The organism is Sphingobium sp. FG58 (assembly GCF_057809055.1).
Window position 1 is genome coordinate 1 of record NZ_JBMDJF010000019.1, and the last position, 26321, is coordinate 26321.

A 26321-nucleotide genomic window follows, 5' to 3' on the forward strand; every position below is an offset into this window, starting at 1 on the left:
ACGGGGGGTCCCTTTTGCGCGCCGATAAGGGGGCCCGTTTGGACGCCGATTGACAGTCCGGCCTTTCGTCAGGCGCAGCTCAACCATGGACGTCGCGCCTGGACCAGGGTTGTAGGCAACTTCAGGGGCTTGAACGGCAGGCAAGTCCAGGGGGAGAAAGACAGGCTCAGGCGCGGCTCCCAAGAGCCCGCGCTTCTTCAATCATAGCGCCAAGTATAAATCTGTTGTCGGGTTACATCGTGGCGCTGCGCCACCTCTGTCAGTGTCGCGCCATTCACGCCAACGGCACTGATGATCTCTAGCCGCTGCTGATCCGTCCACTGGCGCCGACGTTCCTGACCCAGTATCTCCACCCTCATCGCAATCCCCGATCAAGAGACGTCGTTAGCGACGTCGCTATGACCGTCTCTTAAGAGATTGTCGCGCCATCAGGCAGGCGGTCCCAATCGGACGGTTACCATGATCAATGCAGCTTGGTATAAGATCTGGCTTTGAAAGCCGGATTTGAAGGCAGGCGCAGATTGGCGATGGAGAAAAAGCTCTCCGGCTCCTGTCACGTCGAAAACGCAAGTTCGCAGGAGCCTCGTATCGTTCTGCTTCAGGTTCAGGGAAAGGCAGCATCATATGCGGCGTTGCTGGCAGCGCGCCTGATCCGGTTCCCAAAGGAAGCGGATCGATCGGAACCGGACCAGCGCTGCCTATCATTTTTGATGAGCGAGAGCAGCCGCATCTGGTCCACTAGCCAACGCTGATATCCCCTGCGGGTGCGATGATAGGCACCCTGTCCAATCGCACGCAAGGATTGTGGATCAAGAAATGGATGATACTGAAAATTACTTCCATCATCAATAATACCCGATGAAAGATGTCCGATATAGTCGGAAATTAATGAAAAATGTCCGCAAATGACAATTTTTCCTTGGGACATGATGCATAATGCAGCTAATATATTTTCATATGAATATTCGGAAATCATGAAAATATCATGATCTTCTATTTTTTTGTTAAGATCAGATGAGATTATTTCTTTATCAATAAAGTGGGATTTACCCTTGTTAACGATGTCAAGATAAATTGGCGCTTTGCCTGTCGTTCTGCCTTGATGCCTATGCTCGTCGTTAATGACGGATAATTTCATGACACCCCCGCGTCCCATCCATTGGGTATCGTCAACTTGCGGTTGTGGATAATATTGGAAATATGCGCTCTTGAATCCCAATGTTTGGATTTTTTCGTGGGTAGATCGCGAAAAGCTAATAAATTGATGAGTTTGAAATCGACACCATGACAGGTCGATTTCGTCCGATGAATTAAAACTATCAACAACTATAATATATTTGTTCGAATATGGAATAATCCTATTAAATTCATCATCAAAAATATTACAAATTGCAATGATAATATCAAATTTTTGTTCTAAATCTGATACATTATTTTTTATAAAGTATGATTCGTCGATATCATGAATATTATAATTATTAGAAAATACGCTGATTAACGCATCATATGCAATAGAATTTGAAATTTTTGAAGATCTCACGATGCATATATTCAATTTGAATATTCCCACGATATTTTACAAATTCCTAAAGTCGAACTTTGATTTGAAAATCTTTTCCTCGATTTTTTTTCTACGCTCAGGCGAACTACATTTGCACCTGTTTTCCAACTATCGTCGACATTGACCGTAAAATCTTTGAACGCGATTTTCGGGTCAACTTCGATTTTTCCTGCCATCACTCCGTTGATGATGACGGATATGTCCATATGCTCATCGCTATTACCTCTCACGAAGGAGAAAATGAGATCGGATATATGCCGATCGACTGAAAAGGAAATGGAGGGCTGGTCTGTATGAGACCATATATTTCCATGATCATCATTTATCATCATCCACCCATCTATGAATATCTGTTCAAGAATAGACGAATTCAGATTTCCGACATCGATCGAATTCCCGTATATCTTATAGCTATCAATGAAATATAGTCGATCCAGCATCAATCGACCTTTGGCAGATGATCTGTTTTCGTCGTCAATAACAATGTCCATAGCCTGGTTGGGCTGTAGCGGCCTGATAAAGGGCGAATGAAAATCGAAGCTGTGAGATTGCAGGATTTCTGCGCCTAGCATGTTCCCATTGGTTGAGAAGGTGATCCTCTTGCCGATCTCTCCGACGCTTCCTTTAAGGTGCAGGCCGATGGTTTCGGTCGATGCCGGCGATTGCAGCGAGAGATTGTCGACCAGCATGTGACGTCCGCCCTGAGCGGTGTCCGCAACCTCTTTCTGGATGCCTTTCAATATTTTCCCCGAATAATCGTTGAATGTCGGGAAAGGGGATTGTGCGTCTGTCTGGAAAAAAAACTTGTCCACGTCGAGCGGTCGCAGCGAATATTTCCTGTAAATATGCGCCCATTCGCGATGGATGATAGTACCCTGACTGGCAGACATGCCGCCCGCCATATAGTGGCAGACGATATCATCTATATATTGCATACGACCGCCTGAGGCGTGTACGCGGAACAGAAAGTCATGGTCGGCGCAAATCGCATAGCGCGTATCGTAAGGCATTTCTCGCAACAGGGCTGTCCGGGTGAAGGTCGCCTGATGCCCGGGTATATGAACATGCCAAGCATGATCTATCTGCCCGCTGTGCAATTGTCTTTGCAAAATGTCAAAATGCGTAGATCTGAAATGTTTTTCAAGCCGACCATCCACATAAATATGATCGCCATAGAAGATATCAGGGGCATCCCTAATTCTATCCATACATGCCTCGACGGAATCCTCACCGTAGAATCTATCTCCGGCATTGAGGAACAGGATATAGTCACCATCCGCCACTTGGGCAGCCCGGTTCATTGCGTCATATATGCCTGAATCTTCGACACGGTAAAATATATCTATGAATGAGCTATATCGTTTCACGATATCATAGCTATTGTCGAAGCTATAGCCGTCGAACAGCATTAACTGAATATTGTTATAGCTTTGCCCGATAATGCTTTCGATCGTCAGGGGGATATCCCGTCCTGTGTTCAAATTAACGACGGCAACGGTCAAGCTAGGATCGGCCACATATCCCTCGATCTGTGTTGGGTTGAATCACCTTTGCACGCACATATCGCCAATTGGATAGGCAAGGCGATGGTTTTTGTGAAGCGTCTGCCCATGCGGGTGAACCTGCCATGTCGCAGGAATGCCCGCCAGCGGGTGCCTCAACTGGTGGCGAAGGCTATCTATTGGTCATATCCGAATAGCGTCATCGCCTGGTCCAGTTGGACGTTCAGTGCCCTGATCGACTGTTCCGTCAGCTTTTCCAGATAATCGCCAGGGGTAACCTTTCGAATGAACTGGGTCGGATCTTCTTTTAGCGGGCGAATATCTACATGATGTAAAATATCATCAAAATCCTGACTGGTGATAAACCAGCCAAAATGACTGCATATCGCCTGCAACAACTGCCGCTTGGAAAATATCATGTCTTCATATCGCATGACAAGGCAGGACGGGTCATGCACCATGTCGGCATAGCCGCACATAACCATGTTCATTTCATGCGCACCTCGAACGACATATTGGTCGATTGAAAGGTTGGCGATTTCCTGTCGAGTTTGCATGATTATTTTGCGTGGTCCGTCACCATCATCGCCTTCCGGGACAAGATGGCTCTTTGCAAAGCTGAAAAACTGGCTGACCAGCGCATCTCTAGGGTCGCGGACCAACAGTATCTTGCGCCCTTCTTGGAAATGAGTGTTTTTCGCCAAGGATTTGGGAAAGCGCCGAAAACCGCCATAAATATTACCTGGATGGATCAGATACTCGGGAATATGGCCGTCATACGCGACTTCGAAATCGATATTCTTCAGGAACAGCTGGTCCGGGATTGAAACCCAGTTGGCATCGTTGCGCTGTGCCAAATAGGATGAGACCTGATTCAACAAAGAGCTGCCTGACTTGTGAACGCCAAAGACAAAAAGGGCGTTTTGCGGCACCCGGATCCTGAATGGTTCATCCAGAAAGTGCATCGTGACGACGGCCATGGTTCAACCTCCGGTCTTAAAAAAGGGCTCTCCTGTAACAATTATGGGCATATGATAGCCTTTGCATCGCCGGTTTGCTCAGCGCCGCGACAATATTGTGACGGCTTCGCTTCCATCATGGTCCTGAAAGGATACAAGCAATTCTTCAAAGCCTTTCCGGTTGAAAAGGCGCATCACATCCTCCAGCGGATATTCGTTCATCTGCATCATCGGCGCATCGATGCTCCGACCTTTCAGCAGATTGACCAGGTGCTGCCCGCCGGGCAACGAATGGCGTATCCGATAACCGATCTCCCGTTTCCAGCCATAGTTGCGCCTGATCGTGAACTGGATTAGGCACCCGCCGCCGGGACGGACCCGGTCAAGCAACTGTCCGAGCAGATGCATCCCACGTGCGACCGGAATATGTTGCAGCACGATGCAGGTGTTAACGAAATCAAATGTACCATCCAACCGCGACAAGCTGTCGTCCGACAGCGCATAGCTGATGTTCAACCCCTCGCTGTTGCGCGCGGCCTCCTCCAGCATGCCTGGGGAAATATCGAGGCCGACCACCGATGCGAAATGGTCTGTCAGCGGAACCGTCAGTCGCCCAACCCCGCATCCGAAATCCAGCGCACAATCGCGCCTTAGCGATCCAAAACGATGCTCCAGCTTGGTAAGCCAGTGCCACACAAACGCATTGCCGTGTTCAAAAAAGTCCGTGCGGGATTGATCGATATTTTCACTGCGGAAACGCGGATCAGTCAAGACACCATAATAGGGATCGCGTTCTCCCCATAAGCGCCAGTTGCAATCGCTGTCAGTCATCGCGCGCCTATAAACATTCTCATTTCCACAAACAGCAGAATTTTCAAGCCTTATATGTCGTATCATCTGTCATGGTTGCGCCATGTCGTTCAGACCGAGCGACCGGATGCATAATCAAGTAACCCGTTCTCCAATTGTTCCAGACGACACGGCTCATCGTCACATGCATAAAGCGTAGATTCGGCCACTTGTTCCTCCTACGTGTCCAACCGCCTCTCATACGATTCGCTCAGTTGGCCAGATCGTTTGAACCCAACAATTGAGGTGGGGTTGGCGGGATGATTCTTCCTTTCATCTGGCGGCCGCGGTAGTGATGCCAAGCGCGTTTTACGGCGCTATGCCTTCTTCTTCCGCGGCTTGGTGCGCCGGGCCTTCGCGCTCTTGTGGGCCTGCGCAAGACGGCTCAGGGCGTCGATATCGGCCGAAAACAAGATGTCGGCAGCTTTCCGTAACAAGTCCATGGGCCAGTCCCACCATTGCAGCTGTTCGAGTTGCGCGATGACATCCGGTTCAAACCGATAGCGGATGATTTCCGCGCGATTTCCGGCAACGATCGCATAGGCTGGCACATCCTTGCTGACTACTGCGCGCGCGCCGATGGCAGCCCCGTTGCCGACCTTAACGCCGGTCAGGATGATGGCGCCGTCGCCGATCCAGACATCATTGCCGATGCTGGTAACATGGTCACGATCCAGACATTGCTGCGACCAATCCTCGAAGTCGCCCAGATCAAGATAGAGGCGCAGATGATGCTGGGTCAGATGATGGGTGGGGTGGTTGCCGCCCGCAAAAATCGTCACATTCTGGCCCAAGCAGCAGAATTTGCCGATTTCAATCCGATTTCCTGCATGGTGGGGGCGCAGCGTCGGCGGCGACGAGGCCCAACTACCCGTGCCGATCGTTACGCGCGGATCATCACTTGCAAGGTCAACCAACCACGATGGCATATATTCTCCTGTGATATCGGACGAACAGGATAGTTGGCCAGCCATTGCGGACCTTCGGATACTTCTGCGACGAGCGGCATGAATCCAAGCTATTCGACGTCATCGCACAGGGCACCCGATTGCTGTCAGTAATTGCCTTGCCGTCTGCCACCATTGTGTAGGTGGCGTAATTACGGACTTACGTTGCGCATGTTGATGGAAGGCGGCAATTGCGTCCGCCAGCGCGGGTGTCGATACATGTTCTGGAAAATAGGCGATATTATCATTGCCATGATGACGGCGGAACACAGGGATGTCGCGCGCTAATACGGGAGCACCATAGGCCAATGCTTCATCCAGCGGCAGGCCGTACCCTTCCGCCAGTGACGGGACGATCGCCATATGGCACTGAGTATAGGCCGCATGCAGGCCATCGTCGTCGATATCGTCGAACCAGAATAGCAACCTGCCATATTGCGCATGGCCCCAAATATGTTTTTGAAGCCTTTTTGTATTCCATCCCGCCTTTCCGATCAGGATCAGGGGAATGTCGCTCCCCTGCGCCCACAACCGCTCAAAGGCTGCCAGAACATCGATATGCCCTTTGCGCGGTTCAAGCGTGCCGACAATGATGGCGGCGCGGGCAATTGCGTCGGGGCATGCTGCAAAGCGGCTGGCGGTCCCGCTGGCGTCCGGAGCGACGATCACGGAGCCGAGGGAGATGGTGGCGATGTCGGGTACCTGTCGCAATCCATATCGTTTGCGCAACAGATTACCCAGCAATCCGGTGACTATCGGTGAGACGCACACAAACCCGTCCGCCACTTCGGCACATACACGAAGCCAGCGACGATACTTCAGGCACGATGCCGGGGTGAACCAATGGGGATGGCTGAGCGGCAGAATGTCGTGCAGCAAAAACCACAACCGCCCACCGGACCTGCGAAAATTCGCCAGTTCCCGGCGATAGCGATAGATAGAATCCGTGGCGAAATCTAGGCCAAGGAAGATGGCGTCCGGTCCTCCCCAGATAGGCTTTCCGTCCAGGGTGCGATATCCATCCCGTCGCCGCGTGACGACGATGGGCAGGATTTCGACGCCCGGATCGCATATGTCAGACAGACTAGCATAGACGGACCGCACCACGCGCTGGATGCCGGTCCCTGCATCGCTGTTGGCGATAACGGATATGTCGACATACAGCCTGCGGATCTGTGCGGGGGGCGGGCAGTCGACATTACGGCGCTTGGAAAACAGGCAACGTTCAACGAATGGCGAATAGACCAAGCGATCCCATCCGTCGCGGGCTTTCCACTTCCATTCGGTACGGCGGCCCTTCATCCGGGCCTTCCAGCCCGGAGCCGGATCTACCGTCTGGGGCGTGACCTTGGTCAATTTGTCGTCCGAAGCGCCGAAACCCGATGATAATGTTCGAACGCGCTGTCCAGGTTTTCGAAATAGGTCAGCTTACCCTGCGCCAGCACAGCGGCGCTATCGCAATGCTGATGCACATAGGTCGTATCGTGCGACACGATGATCTTCGCCTTATCGGCGCGCTTTTCGAACAATTCGATCATGCACTTTTCATGGAACCGGGTGTCGCCAACAGCGATGACTTCGTCGATCAAATAGCATTCGAAATCGATAACCATCGAAATGGCGAAAGCCAGGCGCGCGCGCATGCCCGACGAATAGGACCTAACCGGTTCCCGCAGATACATGCCCAGTTCAGAAAAATCCTGTACGAAATCCAGCGTATCCTTCGGATCGACACCATAGACCCTGCAAATGAAACGCAGATTATCATATCCCGTCAGGCCTCCCTGGAACGCCCCGCCAAAGGCAAGCGGCCAAGACACTGACATGGTGCGCGTTACCTTGCCGCTAGTAGGTTGCTCCGCACCGCTGATCAGTCGAATTATGGTCGATTTGCCAGCGCCATTGCGCCCCAATATCCCGATCTGCTGTCCCGAACGAACGGTCAGGTTGACATGGTCTAGGACACGGACCTTGCCGCTATGGATGGGATATTCTTTAACGACATCGTCAATGACAATCATTCGGGTATCACCGTGTCCGCAAGAATGCGAATTTGCGCCAAGCCAAAAATGGTCAATATCGCATTGATCAGGGCCATATACTGCAGATCATAAATAGCCGTGATCTTGGATCCGAAAAAACCCTCTCTTAGATATTCAAGTCCATGAATCATAGGCAGGTATTCGAGGTAGGCCTGCGCCTGCGGGGGAACCGAGCTCAATAGGAACCCAGCCCCCGATAGCGGAAAAAGAAGGTAGGATGCAGGGTGCCACAACTTATGTGCGATTTCAGACCGTTCCGCATAGGCACCCAGGAACAAGGCTAGCGCCATGCCGAACCACGCCAGCATCAACCATCCGCCCATAACCTTTAACACGTCTTCGGGTGGATCCATCTGGCCCAGCGCAATAAAGACTAAGCTCAGGACAATGAGCGAGATGGTCGCACCCGCACCTTCGAGGAATAGCCTGGCTATAAATAGGTCGATGACACGCACGTTGCGATGGAACAACAAGGACCGGTTTGGCTCTATTGCATCGACACATCGGCCCGGCATGTTGCGCCATAGCAGAACCGACGAATAGCCGGTTATGGCAAAAGCCACGATCGGAATGTTCGAACCATGAATGGCCTTCGTCGCCGTCCAAAGCGCCGTAACTCCAAGCGTGAAAAGCATGGGTTCGACGAACAGCCACATGAACCCGATATTATGTCGACCATATCGCGTTAAAATTTCGCGCATCAACAGCGCCCACACAACCCGGCGTTGTATAGCCAGTGAAGCGAAGAAAGATTGAGTTTGCGCTTTCATAGGATCGCTATTCCCGATGCTCTTTCACACCGGCAATCAGCATGCCAAGGACGCCCCAGGTGATCAGACCCAAGATCAGAGTCGCCAGGATACCGCGCAAACGGCGCGGCTCCACCGCCGCATCGGGCACATTAGGTTCAACTATTCGCTCGACATAGGCTTGCTTCCGTCGCGATTCATTTTTGGCATCCAGCAGGGCATTCATAGCGGCGGCAAGCTGCTTGTCGGCGAATTGGTTTTCTAGCGACAGGCGCTGAAATTCGACTGCGGTAGCTGATAGCGACGCATTGCTCCCAGCAACTGACGATATTTGATTTTTTATTTCCCGTTCAAGATCGGCGATGCGGACGCGCAATGGTCCGATCTGCGAATTGTCAGGAACCGTTGATTGCAGCTGGGACAATTGGTTACGGGCGGCGATCAATTCGTCTTGAAGCTTCGACACCATCTCGATTTGAACTTCAGCCTGCTTTTCCGGATCGATCACGCCTTTGCGGTTCCTGTACCGGGCCAACGCACTTGCTGCCCGAGCCGCGCCCTGCTGAGCTTCTTTAACTTCGGTAGTGGCGTAGGAGATCAGGTCGTTACGACCACGATCGTTGATCTCATTAACCACACCCTCTGCCTGTTGAAGCAACTGACTGTTAAAACGATAAGCGTCGGTGGGCGTATAGGCACGCACGATCAGAGTCGTGATGGAAGAGGTCGTATCCTGCTGAACCGAAACCTTCTTCAGGAAGTAACGTAATAAATTTTCTTTAGTTCTATCCATACCTGAGGCGTTGAATCGGTCGAAGAACGAAATATTCTCGTTACCATAAGCTTTTTCGACCGCGTCCTTTTTGTCTAAAGCCGCCAGCGCATCACGAGAGGTGATATAATCTTTGACTGCAAAAACCTCGGTCCCTGCGTTCGTAAATCCAGCAGTCTTCAAAATGGCACCTAGCCCGGACGCAGCTGGTTTTTCTGGACTTCTTACTATAAATCTCGATTCAGATATGTAGATGTCGGACGCGAAGAATCCAAAATAAAGGACTGCCACAATCGTTGGCACAATGACTGTAGCAACGAATAGACGATCGACTTTATTAATGTATCGCGAAATCTTTTCTTGCATGACTTCTCACATCAGGACGTGGTACTTGCGGCGATTCTATCAGCGCCCCGATAAATGCAGCAACGGAATTGCTCTATGGCTGTCTGACACATGCCGGTCCAGCTATATTCTTCTACTACGTAGGAACGGTTTCGATAGTCCATAGCGGGCCGCAGATGACACGCTTTGTGGCATTTCGCAACCTAGACCTGCGCGACTCATCCGACCTTGGTGCAAATGTGCTCACCGCTGCGGCGGTCCAACCGATCCGCTGCATCGGGAGTAATACAATCTAGCCTCAAACAGGACCACATTGAAAATATGCTCTCCGTGGTGAAGCAAACCCGGATTTCGACCGTCGCTACCTGCCATTTGTTAGCAAAAGGGGGATTTTGCATCATCTGCTTGTGCGTCCGCTCGGTCACAGTTGGCAAAGTTATGATTCTGTTTAATAGAAATTTGGGTTCAAAAATAATGCGGCTTCAAATGAGTGACGATAATTTTCTTTCGGAAGAGCGCTTTACGGCTGCCATTGCCGCACTTCCGGTGGTCTCGATCGACCTGTGCCTGACCAATTCCGCCCACCAGTTGTTGATGGGGCGACGTTTTAACCCGCCAGCTAAGGGTTATTGGTTCACCTTAGGGGGGCGAGTGCGAAAGGGCGAAAGCCAGCGCGACACCTTCAGAAGGCTAATGAAGCAGGAAGCAGGGATCGATAGCGTGGATTTCGGGCGAGCGCGCCTCATGGGCATCTGGGACCATTTCTACGACGATAGCCGTTTCTGCACATCGACCAGCACCCATTATGTTAACATACCTTATTGGGTCGAATTGGCGGACCATGAAGCTGCAGCGGTAATGGCTGGCGATCAACATAGTGCTTGGCGATGGATCGATTGTGTGTGTGATCAGGTACCAGACATGATTCATCCTTACGCGCGGACCTATGTCAATTGGATTAATCGATGCCGTGTGGATCTGGCAGGTTGAGATCGACTGAGGCGGGAATATCCCCAGCAATCAGTTGAACTGGATGCCGAATGGGCCAGCGTCTCAAGTCAAATTAGCTGGAGCGCTGTCCCCCAGAATGATGATGGAAACGATATCCGAGCGGTCGGGCTCAGCCATGGAGCGTCACGCCGCCCCCCGCACACCCGAAAGAAGGTAGCGTGTAGATCGTAGACCCGACAAAATGGTGGCGAGCTAGGCCAGGGTCGGCAGCGCGTGTGAAGGCCTTGTGGGCTTTTTTCACGAACTGGGTTCTTGGTTCTTCACGTCAGCCTTGAAGCGCGCCAGCATTTTTATTGGTTGCATGCTGCCCTCGTGGCATCAGGACAGGCGATCGTGCTGCTAAAGACCATGCACGCGAAGGCGGCGCTTTCAGCCATGGCGGTGAAGACCGATCGCAAGGATGCGCGGGGGATCGCACAGTTGCTCCACATGGATTGGTACAGCCCGGTTCACGCAAAGTCATTATCCAATCAAGACACCCGGGCGCTACTGGTTGAACGCAAGCCCTTCCCGGACAAGCTTCTTGATGTGGAACTGAGCATCCGGTGCATTCTGAGCGGCTACGAGTTGACGGTTGGCGAGGTCAGCGTGGTAGTTTCGAGGTGTGCATTCTGGATCTGATCGCAGGACACGCCACATTGTCGAGGGTTGTCGGCCGAATGCTGGCAGCCCAGCGCTATGAGGTGAGTTCACGAAGCTCTGCCGGGAGATGCTGAAGATCGCCCGTGCGGACCAAGTGTACACGGCACGATGCCGGTGACACCTGCCTCGCCCGGTAAGCCAATCGTTACGCTTTCGTTCGAAAAATAAAAATTAAAACTGAATGCCGTAGCCGGGATACTCACGACCAAGGTCAAATATAAAAAATATTTTTCTTTATCCTTTGAGGTAAATATATACCTTCACTATCTTCGATGACATAGGCAAAATTGCAAACTGAAGTGGACCAACCTTGATTGTTCACTTCTTGTTCTGCCCTTGATTTCACTGGACAGTCCGCAAAACAGGAAAATGGCATGCGTTTAGTTTCACTTGGTCGGGCTTGCGAAGTTGGTTTTCAAATACGCCTGCACACTTCCCAGGTAGGTTCTGACTATTTTGATTGGCTCATAACGCCATTCGAAGGCCTCATGACAGCACTCGACCAAAACTTTGACGGCCTTATGGATGCCCAAGATTTGTACCGACAAGAAGACAAGAATTTTGTCAATAACAGGCGGACAGGCATCCAATATGGTCATGTCTTTAAAAGAAACGAACACCATGAGATCCCAGATAATTTTCTGGATGATCTCGATTGCGTAAAAGAAAAATTTGACCATTTCAAAAATCGATTTAACAGCTATCAATATAGTCCAGAAAAAATCTGTTTTATACGTCGAAGTATAAATAGTGAAGAGGCAATCTCGCTTTGTGAAAAGTTGCAGATTCTCTATCCTAGCTTGGACTTTTCTTTAGCGTGTGTGAATGAGGAAGCGCTTGGTAGCGCGGTCTCCGAAGATAGCCGGATTATCGATTTGCGTGTACCCAATTCGGGCCCTGACGGACTTGGGCATGCGGATCACTGGGCCGAAATTCTGATGGCCGCTCACCTGACGGATCGACCGTTTCAGAAGGAAAAGTCGGATATCGTCATACCGTTTCAATGATTCGATCAACTGCGTTTGGATAGCCTTTTGTCCAATTGGATGGTGTGAAAGCTAAATGCACGCCATCGCATGCTCATGGCCAAAGCCGGATATGGATCGCAACGGGGCACACCGACATGCGGTGCAGCATGCGCAGCCTGGCCCTGCAGGTGTAGCAGAGTTTGGGACGCGATCCATTTGCCGGCGATCTCTACATTTTCAGGGGATGGCGCGACGACCTCTGCAAGACCATCTGGCACGATGGCGACGGACGCGCCTCAACCGGGTGGCCCGCAAATCTGCCGCTTGGCGATTAACCCGGGGTCTGGGAAACGCTGCAGCGCAACCCCGTCGGCAGCTGCAACTGGTATCGCAAGACGCCCCGCGCCGCCGTCGCGATCCCGCCCACTTCGGCGGCGCGGGCCAATGGCTTTTTCAAACGTCATCATTCCAGCGGGTCCCAACATGGCCGATTTCTATCTCGCGATCATCCGGCAGGAAATTGACGCGATGCGCCGAATGCCGACGGCGAGCCTTGATGTATCGCTGGGCGGCGTTGTGCCGGGCTTCACCAACGCATCAACCGTCGAGCCGGATGACCGCCGAGTGGATATCCGGACGAATCCGCCGGGACCGTTCGCAACGCTACCATCTGTGCCGCCATCGATGATCTCGCCTTTGACTTATGGCGACGACTTCATTGACGTCCGGCGCTACAGTCTGGCGAACGCACGCCGCGATCTCGATATCCTGCATGGGCAAGGTCACCTCAATCGGTTCTACGGGCATGGCCTGCAACCTGGCCGGACCATACAGCCGCCTATGCCGCCCCGGACGCCCCCGCCATCGCCGCCCGCATCATGGGCCGGGATCGCCGTTAATAATGCAGCATCGTGGGTTTTTCAGCGCATGGTTCTGGAAGATCTGACCGTCTCGGTCATCAGCTATGAAGGGGCGAGCTATCTCAGTCGCGACCCATGGAAGCGCAACACCGCACTCGACGGACGCTGGTTAGGCGACGTTGTCCCGCCGGCGTCGACGCTGAAGCCGTGATTTAGTGGAAGCTGAAGAAGCCCGTCACTATAGCCAGAAACGCACCCACGAGCAGGGCGAACATGAGAAAGCTATAATCGGGGCTATTGGGATCTCGGTTGGCCATAGTGCCTCAATTTCTGGGCGATGATCTCGTTGCATAAGGTGGCGGCCGTGCGATCGGCCGCCGAATTTCCTCTGTTCAGTCGATCGGGCGATCATCCGGACGCAAATGAGCCGTAGATATTTCGACTTCGCCAATCAGCAGCATCCCGTCTGCCCAGCTAAAGCCGCTCTCCTCATCAATCACCTGCTCTGCATATCGGCCAAGGAAATTCTGAAACCGCTCCAGAGCCGCGCTCACATCATCAGGCATCGTCGTCTCCATATAGCGGATTTCCCCGGCGCTAGACGCGCGGCGCTCTTCAGAAGTTCATCCTTAGAATCGGAGACACCTAGACGAAAGCAAATTAGTAGAAGGCGTGGCGTAAAATGACCGCCCTTATTGGGCTGGCGTGGCAGCCCCTTGCTGATGGCCCGCATTGGAACCCCAGAAGCCTGCAACAAGGCTCAATCCATAGGAAAATGCGGTCGCCATCCCGGCTATAGGCAAAAACAACGCTGACCATTCGCCCTTTGCCACGCGTCGGTCGAGCCATCACCCGATCAGCACATCGCACAGCGCATTCCACATGAGCGAGGCCATAAACGGCCTACCCGCATCGCTCACACGCACATGTTGCACGCCGACCAGGACATAGAGCATGAGCATATATCGGCGCTCGTCCAGGTCATGCTCTTCCCGAAATGGGCAACGCCATAACCCAGTTGATCGAACCTAGGAATTGAAGGCCTCCCCCAAGTTACATGCTGGCCAGTGATATGCTCGCAGCATTTCTAGGCAGCATCATGAAGGGCTTTGTCCTGTTTCGGAACCAAATGACAACTAAGGTGAACGAGCTGAGCCATCACGAACTCTCTGGCCAATACCGGCGACAGATTCTTCGCGACCATATGCTGGCGCATATTGCTGGAACATCTGTTGCAGGAAGTGATCTGATCGCCGGCGCGCGACACATTCCGCTGCGTCGGTTCGCGCATCACCGGGACGGGATCGCTCTCCCCGGAGAAGGCATGTTCGCGCCCACGCCAAGCAGAGTCGGGATCGCGATACACTTGAGCAGTGTCCAAGTGTCGAAAGTCCGTCTGCCTACTGGCGGGCGATCCAAGCAGCCCTACGCAGTCGATCGGTCATCGGACGAGTCCATTGCCAGCGCATCCGCCATCCGCACCAGCTGCGGCAGGGATTTTGCTCCCATTTTGAGCAGGACTTGGCGGCGACGCACCTTGACCGTGATTTCGCTAACGCCGAGCTCGCCGGCGATCTGCTTGTTGAGTAATCCCTTCACGACCAGCGCCATCACCGCTCTTTCGCCTTCGCCCAAATCTTCGAAGCAGCGCTTCAGCGCTTGAATTCGCTCGTCATGCGAGCGCCGGGCTCGGTCCTGCTCGATTCCGCGATGGATCGCATCAAGCAGGTCCTGGTCGTCAAAGGGCTTGGTCAGGAACTCGATCGCGCCTGCCTTCATGGCGCGTACCGACATCGCGATATCCCCGTGCCCGGTGATGAAGATGACCGGGAGTCGAATGCCGTGCCCGGCCATCTGCCGCTGGAACTCAAGGCCGCTCTGCCCCGGCATCCGAATGTCCAGTACGAGGCAACCGGGCGCATCCGGCAAGGTAGCATTAAGGAACTCAAGAGTCGACCCGAACAGCCTGGCGGTGAGGCCGATCGAGGCAAGGAGGTCTTCCAGCGCAGCGCGCACCGAATGGTCATCGTCGATGACATGCACAATGGCCGTTTCGGCTCCTGCGACAGAGGGTGCCGTCATGCCGCGGCCACCGGTTGACGCGCTGGCAGCCGGATATGGAATCGCGCGCCTTGCGGCTTCATCCGATCCACCCAGATTGTTCCGCCATGGGCTTCGACGATTGATCGGCTGAGGGTCAGGCCGATACCGGTGCCGCCTTCCTTGGTCGTCCAGAAGGTGTCGAACAGCCTCGGCAGATGATCCTCCCGGATGCCAGGGCCGGTGTCGCTGGCCGAAATCTCTACATCGCCGCTGGCATCTGAGACGGCTGAGATAGAAAGCGCCCGCTTGTGCGCGGGCATATCCGCCATCGCCTCTATCGCATTGAGGATCAGGTTGCACATCACCTGCTGCAGTTGGATCTTGTCGCCCCAGACCGCTGGAAGCTGGTCGGCCAGCGCCATCTGAAGCGAGACCCCATGCCGGTCGATCTCGCTGCGCGACAATGCGACCGCTTCGACGACGATGTCATCGATGCCCAGCATTTGCCTGTTGGGCGCGTCGCCCCTGGCATGTTCGCGGACACGGCCGACGATCGTGCTGGCGCGATTGGCGTCCTGGACGATCCGCTCGATCGCCAACCGCGCACGATCAAGGTTCGGTGGTGAGCCTGCCAGCCAGCGACTGGCGGCATCCCCACTGGTCGCGATCGCCGCCAGCGGCTGATTAATTTCATGGGCGATCGACGCGGCGAGTTCCCCAAGACTGTTGACCCGTGCGATACGGATCAGTTGCGCCCGCGCCTCATGCGCCGCAACTTCGGCCGCGACCACCTTCAACGCAAGATAAGTGGTGAGCGCGATGGTCGATACGCTGATCGCAAGGTTTACGATGCCGGCCTCTCGCGAACCGGACTTGGTCATGCCAAAGCTGATCAAGGTCAGCAGGATGCATCCGGCAGCCAAACAGACGACCGTGCGGTTCCGGAACTGGCCGACCGCCAACAATATGACCGCGATATAGAATACGGCCGTTGCAATCTCGAGGTCGGTCACCGTGTCGGAGATGAATACGGCCACCATCAGCGTGGCGATGGTCAGAACCCTGAGGGCAGGAGACAGGACGAATCGGTGCGCTCCGCCAGCGATCGACGGTCGATTTTCCGCATGCGCGGGAAGCATATTGATCATGGCCTTCTCCGCTTTCCTGTTTGCGGTCATGAACGGCAAGCTAAGACTGTCTGTCATCAGCCGATATGCAACCGCATAGAGTCCGAAGCGACATCATCCAACTACCCGCGCCGCACTCTATACCTTTGTATATAGCAGCTTTCCGCAAGAATTCTCGTGTCCGAGGCGCGCACATCCTATCAGCGCCTCGCCAGCCTCCGGCGGTTCGAGGAACACCGGCATCGGGAGATACAAGCTGGCACGATGATGGAGCGTGGCCAGGGGAACCAGGATGCATATCGGCTCGGATAGGAATAGGTGTGCAGCCGGGACTCGACCATGGCCGCTGCTTCGTCGGTCTTTGGCGGCTCGTCTGGCCATGCTTGCCAGTGCTGCCGGCATGTCAGCATTACTGACGGGTTGTGGTTACAGGATGCCGACGGTTGCGCCCGAAGCCGCTGCCTTCGTTGTCCAGGGCGACCGGATCGTCATCCCGGCGGGTTCGCCGCTTCGGTCGCAAATCGCGATCACCACGGTCGATAGCGCCAGCATCGCGCAGGACGTCGCAGCCCCCGCAATCGTCGAGGCGGACCCTGCGCGTCAGGTTCATGTTCTCACCCCGTTCGCCGGACGAATCACGCGGCTGGGCGTCCATCTCGGCGATCGCGTCCATGCCGGGCAATTGTTGGCGCAACTGACCTCGCCTGACCTCTCGTCGGCGCTGGCCGATGATGCCCGCGCCCGCACGCAGCTTAAGCTGACGCAAAATGCACGCGATCGCGCCACCGCGCTCAAGGACATCGGGGGCGCCGCCGACAAGGATGTCGAGCAGGCACGGGCAGACTATGCGGGCGCCCAGGCGGAAGCCGTGCGAGCGGGCGAGCGCCTGCGTCAGGTCGGCGCAATTCGCGGCGGCGGGCTGGTCTTGTCCGCGCCGTCCTCCGGGGTGGTGAGCGACCTTGCGGCCGCACGCGGTGCCTACTGGACCGATCCCGCCGTACCGCTGATGACGGTGACGGATATCGGCACCGTCTGGGTCACCGCCAACGTAGCCGAGGGCGATCTCGGCGCGATTCGAGAGGGGCAGCCGGTCCGCATCACCTTCATGGCCTATCCGGGCGAGACCATCGCTGGACGGGTGCAGTCGATCGCGCCCCTGCTCGACCCCGATACCCGCCGCGCCAAGGTGCGGATCGTCATCGCCAATCCCGGCGAGCGTTTCAAGCCAGGCATGTTCGCGACCGTGCGCTTTGCATCGGCGGCGAAGGCCAGCCCCACCGTGCCGACCACCGCGCTGCTTCTCAAGGACGACGCGACCACGGTCTATGTCGAAGTCGGTCCCTGGACCTTCGAGCGGCGGGCGGTCGATACCGGCCCGGAACAACGCGGCCGCACCACGATCCTGTCGGGGCTTTCTTCCGGGAAACGGATCATCGCCAAGGGCGGTGTGCTGCTCGATGATTGAACGGTTCATCCGGCTCGCCATCACACGGCGCAAGATCGTGATGCTGATCGCGGCGTTCGTCGTCGCCTATGGCTGGTATTCGTGGCGGCAGCTTTCGATCGAAGCCTATCCCGACATTGCCGATGTCAGTTCGCAGGTCATCACCCAGGCGCCCGGCCTGGCCGCTGAAGAGGTCGAGCAACAGATCACCGTGCCGCTCGAACGCGCCCTCAACGGCACGCCGGGCCTGGCGATCATGCGCTCCAAAAGCACCTTCGGCCTGTCGTTGATCACGCTTGTTTTTCGCGATGGATCGGAAAATTATTGGTCGCGCCAGCGCATCCAGGAGCGCATTAGCGGCGTCACCTTGCCGACAGGGATGACGCCTGGGCTCGACGCGCTGACCTCGCCCGTAGGCGAAATCTATCGCTACACGCTTGAATCCGACAGGCTCGGTCAGCGCGAGCTGTCCCAACTCCAGCAGTGGGAAGTGATCCCGGCGCTGTCACAGATTCAGGGCGTGGCGGGCGTCAACAATTTCGGCGGCATCACCACCCAATATGAGCTGGAGCTGGACCCCATGCAGCTCCAGCGCTCCGGCCTCTCGCTGAAATCGGTCGAGGATGCGATCACCGCCAACAACCACAGCACCGGCGGCAGCGTCATCACGCGCGGCGAGCAGGGCTATGTCGTACGCGGCGTCGGCGCACTGCATGACCTGACCGATCTCGGCAGCGTCGTGGTTAGCCAAAAGGGCGGCGCGCCGGTCCTCGTGCGCGATCTCGGCAAGGTGCGGCTGAGTCAGGTCGAGCGGCACGGGGTCGTGGGCAAGGACAATCGGGGCGACACCATCGAGGGGATCGTTACGCTGCTGCGCGGCGAGAACCCGTCACGGGTGATGGAGGATGTCCATACCAAGGTGACCGAGCTGAATGCGCAGCTGGCCGGAAAGGGCGCACGGATCGTGCCGTTTCTAGACCGGTCCGATCTCGTCCAGACCACCGTCGACAAGGGCTCGCATACGGTGATCGAGGGTGTCGGCCTCGTGCTGATCGTGCTGATTCTGTTCCTCGGCAGCGCGCGCAGCGCCTTGATCGTCGCGATCGTTATCCCGCTTGCCATGCTGATCGCGTTCATCCTGATGAACCTGACGAATGTACCCGCCAATCTTCTGTCATTGGGCGCGATCGATTTCGGTATCATCGTCGACGGCGCGATCGTAATGATGGAATCGCTACTGCGACGGCGGGAGGCGCGGCCCGACAAGCCGCTGACGCGAACCGAGGCGACCGATGCCGCCGTCCAGGTCGGCCGTCCGATCTTCTTCGCAACGATCATCATCGTCACCGCCTATATGCCACTGTTCGCGTTTCAGCGGATCGAGGCGAAGCTGTTCACGCCGATGGCCTTCACGGTCGGCTATGCCCTGCTCGGCGCGCTGCTCGTGTCGCTGGCCCTGGTGCCGGCGCTCGCCTACATCGCCTTCCGAAAGCCGACCAAGACCTTCCGTAACCCGGTGCTGGCCTGGATCGAGCGCGGTTACGCCGTTGTCCTGCGCCGCTGTCTCGACTTGCCAGCGATCATCTATGGCATTGCGGGCGTCGCCGCCCTGGCAGTGCTTCTGTTGGGCGCGACTGTGGGCCGCGAATTCCTGCCCGCGCTCGACGAAGGCTCGATCTGGTTGCAGGTGCAGTTGCCAAGCGGCATTTCGCTCGACAAGGGCAAGGAAATGGCGGGCGAATTGCGCCGCGCGGTGCGTTCCTTCCCGGAAACCTCCTATGTGGTGACGCAGCTCGGCCGCAATGATGACGGCACCGATCCCTTCACGCCATCGCATATCGAGGCGAGCGTCGGTTTGCATCCCTATGGCAGCTGGCCGTCGGGCGAGACCAAGACCGATCTGATCCGGCGCATGGACGCGAAATTCAAGACAATGCCCGGCTTCAACGTCGGCTTCAGCCAGCCTATGATCGACGGCGTCTATGACAAGATGGCCGGCGCCCACAGCGAGCTGGTCATCAAAATCTATGGTGACGACTTCCACGAGCTGCGGCGGATCGGCAACGCCATCGTCGATGTGCTGAACAAAACGCCGGGTGCCGCCGATGTCGGGCTCGACCAGGAACCGCCGCTGCCGCAGCTGGTCGTGCAGGTCGATCGCGACGCCGCCGCGCGGCTCGGGGTCAATGCCGGGGATATCACCGACCTGATCCAGACCGGTATCGGCGGCGAGGGTATCGACCAGCTTTATGTCGGCGATCGGCGCTACGACATTGCGGTACGTTTCCCCGCCAATGTCCGCAGCACCGTCGCGGAAATCCGCAACCTGCCGATCACCACGGCGAACGGCGCGCAGGTACTCCTCTCGACGGTCGCCAATGTCTCGCTCAAGTCCGGCGAGAGTATGATCACCCGCGAGATGGGACATCGCCACCTGACCGTGAAGCTCGGCTATCGCGACCGCGACCTGACTTCGTTCCTGCAAGATGCGAAGCGCAATATCGAAAGCCAGGTCAAGTTCGACAAGGCGGCCTATCGCCTCGAATGGGGCGGACAGTTCGAGAATCAGGCCCGTGCCGAAGGCCGGCTGGGCGTGATCCTGGGCATCATGTTCGGCGCGATGGCGCTGCTGCTCTACATCCAGTTCGCCCTGTTCCGGCAAGTGCTGCTGATCCTGGGCGCGGTGCCGTTGGCGACACTGGGCGGGCTGGTGGCGCTGCACCTGACCGGTTCGACGCTCAACGTCGCCTCGTCAGTCGGCTTCATCGCACTGTTCGGCGTGGCGATCCAGAACGCGATCATCATGGTCTCCAACCTGAACACGCATAGGGTGGACGGCGAGGGCCTGTTCGATGCGGTGCTGGCGGGGGCGGGCGAGCGGTTGCGGCCGGTGCTGATGACGGCGACCGTCGCCACCATCGGCATGCTGCCAGCCGCGCTCAACACTGGCGTCGGCAGCGACGTGCAGCGCGGGTTGGCAACCGTGGTGGTCGGCGGCCTCATCGTTGCCACCGCGCTGACATTGTTCGTGGTGCCAACGCTCTATTTCGTGATCGAGCGCGCCGCCTCCCGCCGCGCGGAGCGCCACGGCCAGCTGAGGCAGAATACGCCACTGCCCGAGACGGGGGCCTGATGCGATGCGCCTGATCCCCACCCTCCGTGCTGGCGCATCGCTCGGCTGCCTGCTTGTCGCTGGCTGCGCGGTCGGCCCGAATTTCCAGCGGCCGAGGGCGCCCGCCGACGCGGCCTATGCAAACCTGCCGAGCGGGCAGACCGGTGTCCAACAAGTGGTTCCCGGTGCGGATATTCCCGCCGACTGGTGGACATTGTTCCACTCGCCCGCGCTGGACGCGCTTGTCCGCCGAGCGATAGCCGCCAACCCCGACCTAGCGGCGGCGCGCGCGGCGCTCCGCCAGTCGCAGGAACTGGCCAAGACTGATCGCGGCGCCTACCTGCCCAGCGTCAACCTCGACGCCTCGACGATACGCACGCGCAATCCGGGCGTATTGGCCTCCCCGCTGCAATCCGACAGCGACCTGTACACATTGCACACCGCGCAATTGACTGTCGGATACGCGCTCGACCTGTTCGGTAGCATCCGCCGCCAGGCCGAAAGCAGCGCGGCAGCCGCCGAAGCGCAGCGTTTCCAGACCGAGGCGGCCTATGTCACGCTAACCTCGAACGTCGTCGTCGCGGCGATCACCGAAGCCTCGCTGCGGGAGCAGATCGCGGCGACGGAAAAGAGCATCGCCGCGCAGGCGCGCATTCTCGAGATCATGCGCGGCCGCCTCCGGCTTGGCGACGCGGCACGCGCCGATGTCGCCGCGCAGCAGACCCTGCTGGCCCAGACCGAGCAATCCCTGCCACCACTCCAAAAGCAGCTGGCGCAACAGCGCGACCTGATCGCTGCGCTTGCCGGGCAGATGCCCGACAGCGATCAGCCCCGCGTCGATCTCGCGACACTGTCGCTGCCGCAAAATTTGCCCCTCAGCTTGCCCGCCCGCCTGGTCGATCAACGGCCGGACGTGCGCGCCACCGAGGCCAATCTTCATGCCGCCGGCGCGCAGGTCGGGGTCGCCATCGCCGCGCGTCTGCCCGCCATCACGCTGGGCGGCAGCGCCGGCGGCTCATCGACCAAATTCGCAACCCTGCTCGCGCCCGAGAATGTGCTGTGGAGCATCGTCGGTGGGCTGACCGCACCACTGTTTGACGGCGGCACGCTGCGCCACCGCCAACGCGCGGCTGAGGCAGCCTTTGACCAGGCCAAAACGCAATATCGCGGCGCCGTGCTGGCGGCCTTTCAGAACATGTCCGACACACTCGCCGCAATCGGTTCGGACACCGACGCGCTTCACGCCGCCGAACGCGCCGAAAAGGCCGCGGCCGACAGCCTCGCCATTGCCCAGGGTCAGGCCAGGCTGGGGGCCGTGGCTCCGCTCCTGGTGCTGAATGCCGAGCAAGCCTATTGGCAAACCAGCCTAGCGCTCCAGCAAGCGCGCGCCGCGCTGTATGCCGATAGTGCCGCTCTGTTCCAGGCGCTGGGTGGCGGATGGTGGAACCGGAGTGCCTCGGCTGGCAGCGCTCCCGGCGTTGGGGCATCGGAGCGCTGAACGTCATGCCGGGTTCGCCATAGGCGATCTCGCCGTCCTCAAGATGCGCGATGCGGATGACCATGAAGAGCCAGTCGCCATAGATTTCGACCTTGGGAAATTGATCCGCTTTTCCCGTCTATCGCAATTGCACGGACCGGCCTGCTGTCGCGATAGAGATAAGCAGCAATGACAGTCGTGAATGTCTCTCTTTGTTTTGATCGGCTTGCTTACAGCATGGACGACCCACCGGAACATCAAGAGGGTGGCGATACTTTGGTATAGTCCGCCGTCGATCGATTGACATTGCTGCGGCGCGGGAGCATCGGCTGCCCGTCGGCAAGATTTGCCGACTATCAGGAAAGTCAACCGATCAATGCCAAGCGACAGTAGTCGATTGTCCGCGCCGTTTGGGGTGCCTGACCGAGCCTGATCGCATCAGTCTCACCCCGGGCGGCTCGCCAAGCGGCGTCCGATGAGGTGAGATATGCAAAACGTGCCCAATATTTCCCGGGGCGTGCGCCCCTTTTCACGCATGCTGCGCCTGACCGCACCCAATCGGGCCGACGCTATCGCGTTCGTTCTGCTGGCGGGCCTCGCCATGCTCCTATTCCGTGGCGCGGAGGGCGTCGCCGAACCTTTGTCGCGCCTGCGCATCGAGCCGGTCACGCTCGATCCCGCCTATCTGCCCTATTATGCGCTGCGCACCACGCTGCGCATGTTTGCAGCGCTGCTGGCATCGCTTGTCTTCACGCTCGTCGTCGCGACGCTGGCCGCGCGCAGCCGCCGCGCGGGGCAGATCATCGTGCCGGCGCTGGACATCCTGCAATCGGTGCCGATCCTGGGCTTCCTCACCTTCACCGTCACTTTCTTCATGGGGCTGTTTCCGGGGCGCATTCTGGGCGTCGAACTGGCCGCGGTGTTCGCGATCTTCACGAGCTAGGCGTGGAACATGGCGTTCAGCTTCTACCAGTCGCTGCGCTCGGTGCCGTCCGATCTCGATGAAGTATCTCGCGGCTTCGGTCTTTCGCCTATGCGCCGTTTCCTGCGGCTCGACCTGCCGTTCGCGACCCCGGCGCTCGTCTGGAACATGATGATGTCGATGTCGGGCGGCTGGTTCTTCGTCGTCGCGTCAGAGGCGATCACGGTTGGCAACACCACGGTTACGCTGCCGGGCATCGGCTCCTGGCTGGCGCTCGCTGTTGCGCGGGAGGATTTCGCGGCGATCGGATGGGCCGTCGGCGCGATGGCGGTGGTGATCCTGCTCTACGATCAGCTGGTTTTCCGGCCCGTTGTCGCCTGGGCCGACCGCTTCCGCTTCGAGCAGACCGCGAGCACCGAACGGCCGCGCTCCTGGGCCTTTGATCTGTTCCGGCGCACCCGGCTGCCGCCGCTGCTGTTCGCGCCTGTCACTGGCCTCGGCCGGATCCTGCTGATGCTCGATCCCGGCCATGCGGCGCGAGCGGTCCCAAAGCGCGACCGGCAAACCGGCCGGATCGGCAATGCGATCTGGACGGCGCTGATCGCCGCGGCCGTCCTGTTCGCGGGATGGACGATTATCAGCTACGTGATGCGGGCATTGAGCTGGGGCGACGCGCTGACTGTCTTGGGCCTCGCCTGCCTGACGATGCTGCGCGTTCTCCTGCTGATCGCCCTGGCGAGTCTGATCTGGGTGCCGGTCGGCGTCTGGATCGGACTGCGCCCCAAATGGGCCGAGCGGCTCCAGCCGATCGCGCAGTTCCTCGCCGCCTTTCCGGCTAATGTCCTCTTCCCGTTTGCGGTGATCGCAATCGTCCGATGGAAGCTCAGCCCGGATGTGTGGCTGTCGCCGCTGATGATCCTGGGCACACAGTGGTACATATTGTTCAACGTCATCGCCGGCGCGAGCGCGATCCCGACCGACCTGCGCGAGGCTGCCGGAATGTTCGGCGTCAAGGGTTGGCAATGGTGGCGGCAGGTCGCGCTGCCCGGGATATTTCCTTACTATGTGACCGGCGCCCTGACCGCGTCGGGCGGTTCCTGGAACGCCAGCATCGTCGCGGAAGCCGTGTCCTGGGGCAATCAGAAGCTGGAAGCCTCGGGCCTCGGCGCGTTCATCGCCAAGGCCACCGCCGCGGGCGACTATCCCCGCGTCGCGCTCGGCATTGCGGTCATGTCGCTGTTCGTGATCGCCTTCAACCGGCTGCTGTGGCGGCCAATGTACGCCTTTGCCGAGCGCCGCCTGCGCCTCGCCTGACACTATCGAAATCGAAAAGAGCCTCGATCATGGCCACCATCGCTGTACCCCGCCCGCTCGTCGAACTGTCCAACGTCTGTCATCACTATGGCAAGGGGCATGGTCAGATGCTCGTACTCGATGACGTCGATCTGACCCTGAACGAGAATGAGATCGTCGGCCTTCTGGGCCGCTCCGGATCGGGGAAATCCACGCTGCTGCGGTCGATCGCAGGCCTGATCGCGCCGAGCGAGGGCAAGGTGCGCTTCGTACCCGGCGAGGATGGCCGAAGCCCGAGCGTCAGCATGGTGTTCCAAACCTTCGCGCTTTTTCCTTGGCTTACCGTCCTTCAGAATGTCGAGCTGGGACTTGAGGCGCAGAAGGTGCCGGCCGAACAACGCCGCACCCGCGCGCTTGCGGCCATCGACCTGATCGGCCTCGACGGGTTCGAGAACGCCTATCCCAAGGAGTTGTCGGGCGGGATGCGCCAGCGGGTCGGTCTCGCCCGTGCGATCGTCGTCGATCCGGCGCTGCTATTGATGGACGAGCCCTTCTCGGCTCTCGACGTGCTGACCGCCGAGACGCTCAGGACCGACCTGCTCGACCTCTGGTCGGAAGGCCGGATGCCGATCAAGTCGATCCTGATCGTCACCCACAATATCGAGGAAGCGGTGCTGATGTGCGACCGTATCCTCGTCTTTTCCTCCAATCCCGGCCGCGTGGCAGCGGAGATCAAGGTCGATCTGCCGCAGCCGCGCGACCGGCTCGACCCCACCTTCCGTGCGCTGGTCGACGACATTTATGCGCGGATGACGGCGCGCGCGCCCGCGACGCCGGTGAATGACGGGCTGTTTCCCGGCACCGGCATCGCGATGGTGCTTCCCGTCGTCTCGACCAATGCGCTTGCCGGGCTGATTGAAGAAGTGGACGGCGCGCCATTCGATGGCCGCGCCAGCATGGCCGACCTCGCCGACCAGCTGCAACTTGAGGTCGATGAGCTTTTCCCGATGGCCGAGACGCTGCAATTGATGCGCTTCGCCGAACTGACCGGCGCCGAAATCACCCTGACGCCAGCCGCCCGCCACTATGCGCAGGCCGATGTCGATGCACGCAAGGCGATCTTCGCGCAGGCGCTACTGGCGCATGTCCCGCTCGCGCAGCATATCCGCCGCATCCTCGACGAGCGCCCGAGCCATGTCGCACCCGCTCGCCGCTTCCGCGACGAACTGGAGGATCATATGTCACCCGATTATGCCGCGGAGACGCTGAACGCGGTAACGCATTGGGGCCGTTACGCAGAAGTTTTTGCTTATCACGAGGACGTCGATCAATTCAGTCTTGACGATCCGAGCTGATGTCGATGCACGTCCTGATCATGGCGGACGCTATGGGAATGGCGCCACCCGTCGCGCTATCACATTCGCAGTTACGATCCGCCGATAGTCAAAGAAAGGAATTGGCCGACCATGTCCAATGCGACCCCCGCGCCGGCTCCTCTATTGGATATCCTTTTTCGTGTTGCGGCTGGCCTACGCCTTGCGGCGTCTTAGGTTCTTGGCGGATTCGCTTCTGATTGTGCCGCTGTCCCACCGGATCAAGCGCTTCGCGGCAGGACGGAGCAGACGTCGCAAGCGATTTCGTGCCGGATGGAATCATTCGTCGCTTCTGAGAGGCGGTGCGGAGGCTTCCAACCTTA

23 protein-coding genes and 1 pseudogene are annotated in these 26321 nt (G+C 57.5%); 10 read left to right on the plus strand and 14 right to left on the minus strand.

Features of this window, described 5'->3' with window-relative positions:
* Positions 1–197: 197 nt before the first annotated feature.
* From ACODR8_RS16770 to ACODR8_RS16815, 10 genes are all read right to left on the minus strand, one after another.
* Positions 198–359 (minus strand): transposase, encoded by a 162-nt coding sequence (locus tag ACODR8_RS16770; RefSeq protein WP_489008323.1) that lies wholly within the window; start codon positions 357–359, stop codon positions 198–200.
* 245 nt (positions 360–604) lie between these two features.
* On the minus strand, positions 605–1540 hold the full coding sequence (locus tag ACODR8_RS16775; RefSeq protein WP_489008324.1) for a hypothetical protein: 936 nt from the start codon (positions 1538–1540) through the stop codon (positions 605–607).
* An 11-nt stretch (positions 1541–1551) separates the two neighbouring features.
* Positions 1552–3078 carry a glycosyltransferase gene (locus tag ACODR8_RS16780; protein ID WP_489008325.1) on the minus strand — a complete coding sequence of 509 codons (1527 nt, stop codon included), beginning with the start codon at positions 3076–3078 and terminating at the stop codon, positions 1552–1554.
* 161 nt (positions 3079–3239) lie between these two features.
* The gene (locus ACODR8_RS16785; protein ID WP_489008326.1) at positions 3240–4043 is read right to left on the minus strand and encodes a sulfotransferase domain-containing protein; all 804 of its coding nucleotides are present in this window, start codon (positions 4041–4043) and stop codon (positions 3240–3242) included.
* A gap of 78 nt (positions 4044–4121) precedes the next feature.
* Positions 4122–4853 (minus strand): class I SAM-dependent methyltransferase, encoded by a 732-nt coding sequence (locus ACODR8_RS16790; protein ID WP_489008327.1) that lies wholly within the window; start codon positions 4851–4853, stop codon positions 4122–4124.
* 335 nt (positions 4854–5188) lie between these two features.
* On the minus strand, positions 5189–5653 hold the full coding sequence (locus tag ACODR8_RS16795; RefSeq protein ID WP_489008328.1) for a CatB-related O-acetyltransferase: 465 nt from the start codon (positions 5651–5653) through the stop codon (positions 5189–5191).
* A 246-nt stretch (positions 5654–5899) separates the two neighbouring features.
* The gene (locus tag ACODR8_RS16800; protein ID WP_489008329.1) at positions 5900–7174 is read right to left on the minus strand and encodes a glycosyltransferase; all 1275 of its coding nucleotides are present in this window, start codon (positions 7172–7174) and stop codon (positions 5900–5902) included.
* Complete coding sequence (locus ACODR8_RS16805; RefSeq protein WP_489008330.1) at positions 7171–7839, minus strand: ABC transporter ATP-binding protein; 669 nt, start codon at positions 7837–7839, stop codon at positions 7171–7173. Before ACODR8_RS16805 ends, ACODR8_RS16800 begins: the two co-directional genes overlap by 4 nt.
* Complete coding sequence (locus tag ACODR8_RS16810) at positions 7836–8630, minus strand: ABC transporter permease (RefSeq protein WP_489008331.1); 795 nt, start codon at positions 8628–8630, stop codon at positions 7836–7838. Before ACODR8_RS16810 ends, ACODR8_RS16805 begins: the two co-directional genes overlap by 4 nt.
* Positions 8631–8637: 7 nt before the next feature.
* Positions 8638–9747 (minus strand): KpsE/RkpR family capsule polysaccharide export protein, encoded by a 1110-nt coding sequence (locus ACODR8_RS16815; protein WP_489008332.1) that lies wholly within the window; start codon positions 9745–9747, stop codon positions 8638–8640.
* 309 nt (positions 9748–10056) lie between these two features.
* Between ACODR8_RS16815 and ACODR8_RS16820 the strand changes: the two genes are divergently transcribed.
* The 5 genes from ACODR8_RS16820 to ACODR8_RS16840 all read left to right on the plus strand — a co-directional run bounded on the left by ACODR8_RS16820 (position 10057) and on the right by ACODR8_RS16840 (position 13418).
* Positions 10057–10716: an NUDIX domain-containing protein gene (locus ACODR8_RS16820; protein ID WP_489008333.1), complete on the plus strand. Its 660-nt coding sequence runs from the start codon at positions 10057–10059 to the stop codon at positions 10714–10716.
* A gap of 273 nt (positions 10717–10989) precedes the next feature.
* Positions 10990–11358, plus strand: coding sequence for a hypothetical protein (locus tag ACODR8_RS16825; RefSeq protein ID WP_489008334.1), 369 nt, complete (start codon positions 10990–10992; stop codon positions 11356–11358).
* A gap of 395 nt (positions 11359–11753) precedes the next feature.
* Positions 11754–12386 carry a DUF1796 family putative cysteine peptidase gene (locus ACODR8_RS16830; RefSeq protein WP_489008335.1) on the plus strand — a complete coding sequence of 211 codons (633 nt, stop codon included), beginning with the start codon at positions 11754–11756 and terminating at the stop codon, positions 12384–12386.
* Between the two features lie 161 nt (positions 12387–12547).
* Complete coding sequence (locus ACODR8_RS16835; RefSeq protein WP_489008336.1) at positions 12548–12682, plus strand: hypothetical protein; 135 nt, start codon at positions 12548–12550, stop codon at positions 12680–12682.
* A 148-nt stretch (positions 12683–12830) separates the two neighbouring features.
* Positions 12831–13418, plus strand: a complete 588-nt coding sequence (locus ACODR8_RS16840; protein WP_489008337.1) for a hypothetical protein — start codon at positions 12831–12833, stop codon at positions 13416–13418.
* A 181-nt stretch (positions 13419–13599) separates the two neighbouring features.
* Here the strand turns inward: ACODR8_RS16840 and ACODR8_RS16845 are convergent, their stop codons facing one another.
* The 4 genes from ACODR8_RS16845 to ACODR8_RS16860 all read right to left on the minus strand — a co-directional run bounded on the left by ACODR8_RS16845 (position 13600) and on the right by ACODR8_RS16860 (position 16398).
* The gene (locus ACODR8_RS16845) at positions 13600–13773 is read right to left on the minus strand and encodes a hypothetical protein (RefSeq protein WP_489008338.1); all 174 of its coding nucleotides are present in this window, start codon (positions 13771–13773) and stop codon (positions 13600–13602) included.
* A 521-nt stretch (positions 13774–14294) separates the two neighbouring features.
* On the minus strand, positions 14295–14498 hold the full coding sequence (locus tag ACODR8_RS16850; protein WP_489008339.1) for a hypothetical protein: 204 nt from the start codon (positions 14496–14498) through the stop codon (positions 14295–14297).
* 134 nt (positions 14499–14632) lie between these two features.
* Positions 14633–15289: a response regulator transcription factor gene (locus tag ACODR8_RS16855; RefSeq protein WP_489008340.1), complete on the minus strand. Its 657-nt coding sequence runs from the start codon at positions 15287–15289 to the stop codon at positions 14633–14635.
* Positions 15286–16398, minus strand: coding sequence for a sensor histidine kinase (locus ACODR8_RS16860; protein ID WP_489008341.1), 1113 nt, complete (start codon positions 16396–16398; stop codon positions 15286–15288). Before ACODR8_RS16860 ends, ACODR8_RS16855 begins: the two co-directional genes overlap by 4 nt.
* 379 nt (positions 16399–16777) lie before the next feature.
* On the opposite strand from ACODR8_RS16860, the gene ACODR8_RS16865 reads away from it, so the two are divergent.
* The 5 genes and pseudogenes from ACODR8_RS16865 to ACODR8_RS16885 all read left to right on the plus strand — a co-directional run bounded on the left by ACODR8_RS16865 (position 16778) and on the right by ACODR8_RS16885 (position 25980).
* Positions 16778–17842, plus strand: coding sequence for an efflux RND transporter periplasmic adaptor subunit (locus tag ACODR8_RS16865; protein WP_489008342.1), 1065 nt, complete (start codon positions 16778–16780; stop codon positions 17840–17842).
* Entirely contained in the window at positions 17835–20954 is a 3120-nt protein-coding gene (locus tag ACODR8_RS16870; protein ID WP_489008343.1) for an efflux RND transporter permease subunit, read from the plus strand. Before ACODR8_RS16865 ends, ACODR8_RS16870 begins: the two co-directional genes overlap by 8 nt.
* A 4-nt stretch (positions 20955–20958) precedes the next feature.
* On the plus strand, positions 20959–22431 hold the full coding sequence (locus tag ACODR8_RS16875) for an efflux transporter outer membrane subunit (protein WP_489008344.1): 1473 nt from the start codon (positions 20959–20961) through the stop codon (positions 22429–22431).
* A 514-nt stretch (positions 22432–22945) separates the two neighbouring features.
* Positions 22946–24646: pseudogene (locus ACODR8_RS16880) on the plus strand (ABC transporter permease).
* Positions 24647–24675: 29 nt separating this feature from the next.
* A complete protein-coding gene (locus tag ACODR8_RS16885) occupies positions 24676–25980 on the plus strand; it encodes an ABC transporter ATP-binding protein (RefSeq protein WP_489008345.1) in 1305 nt (434 codons plus the stop codon).
* The last annotated feature ends 341 nt before the right edge of the window (positions 25981–26321 follow it).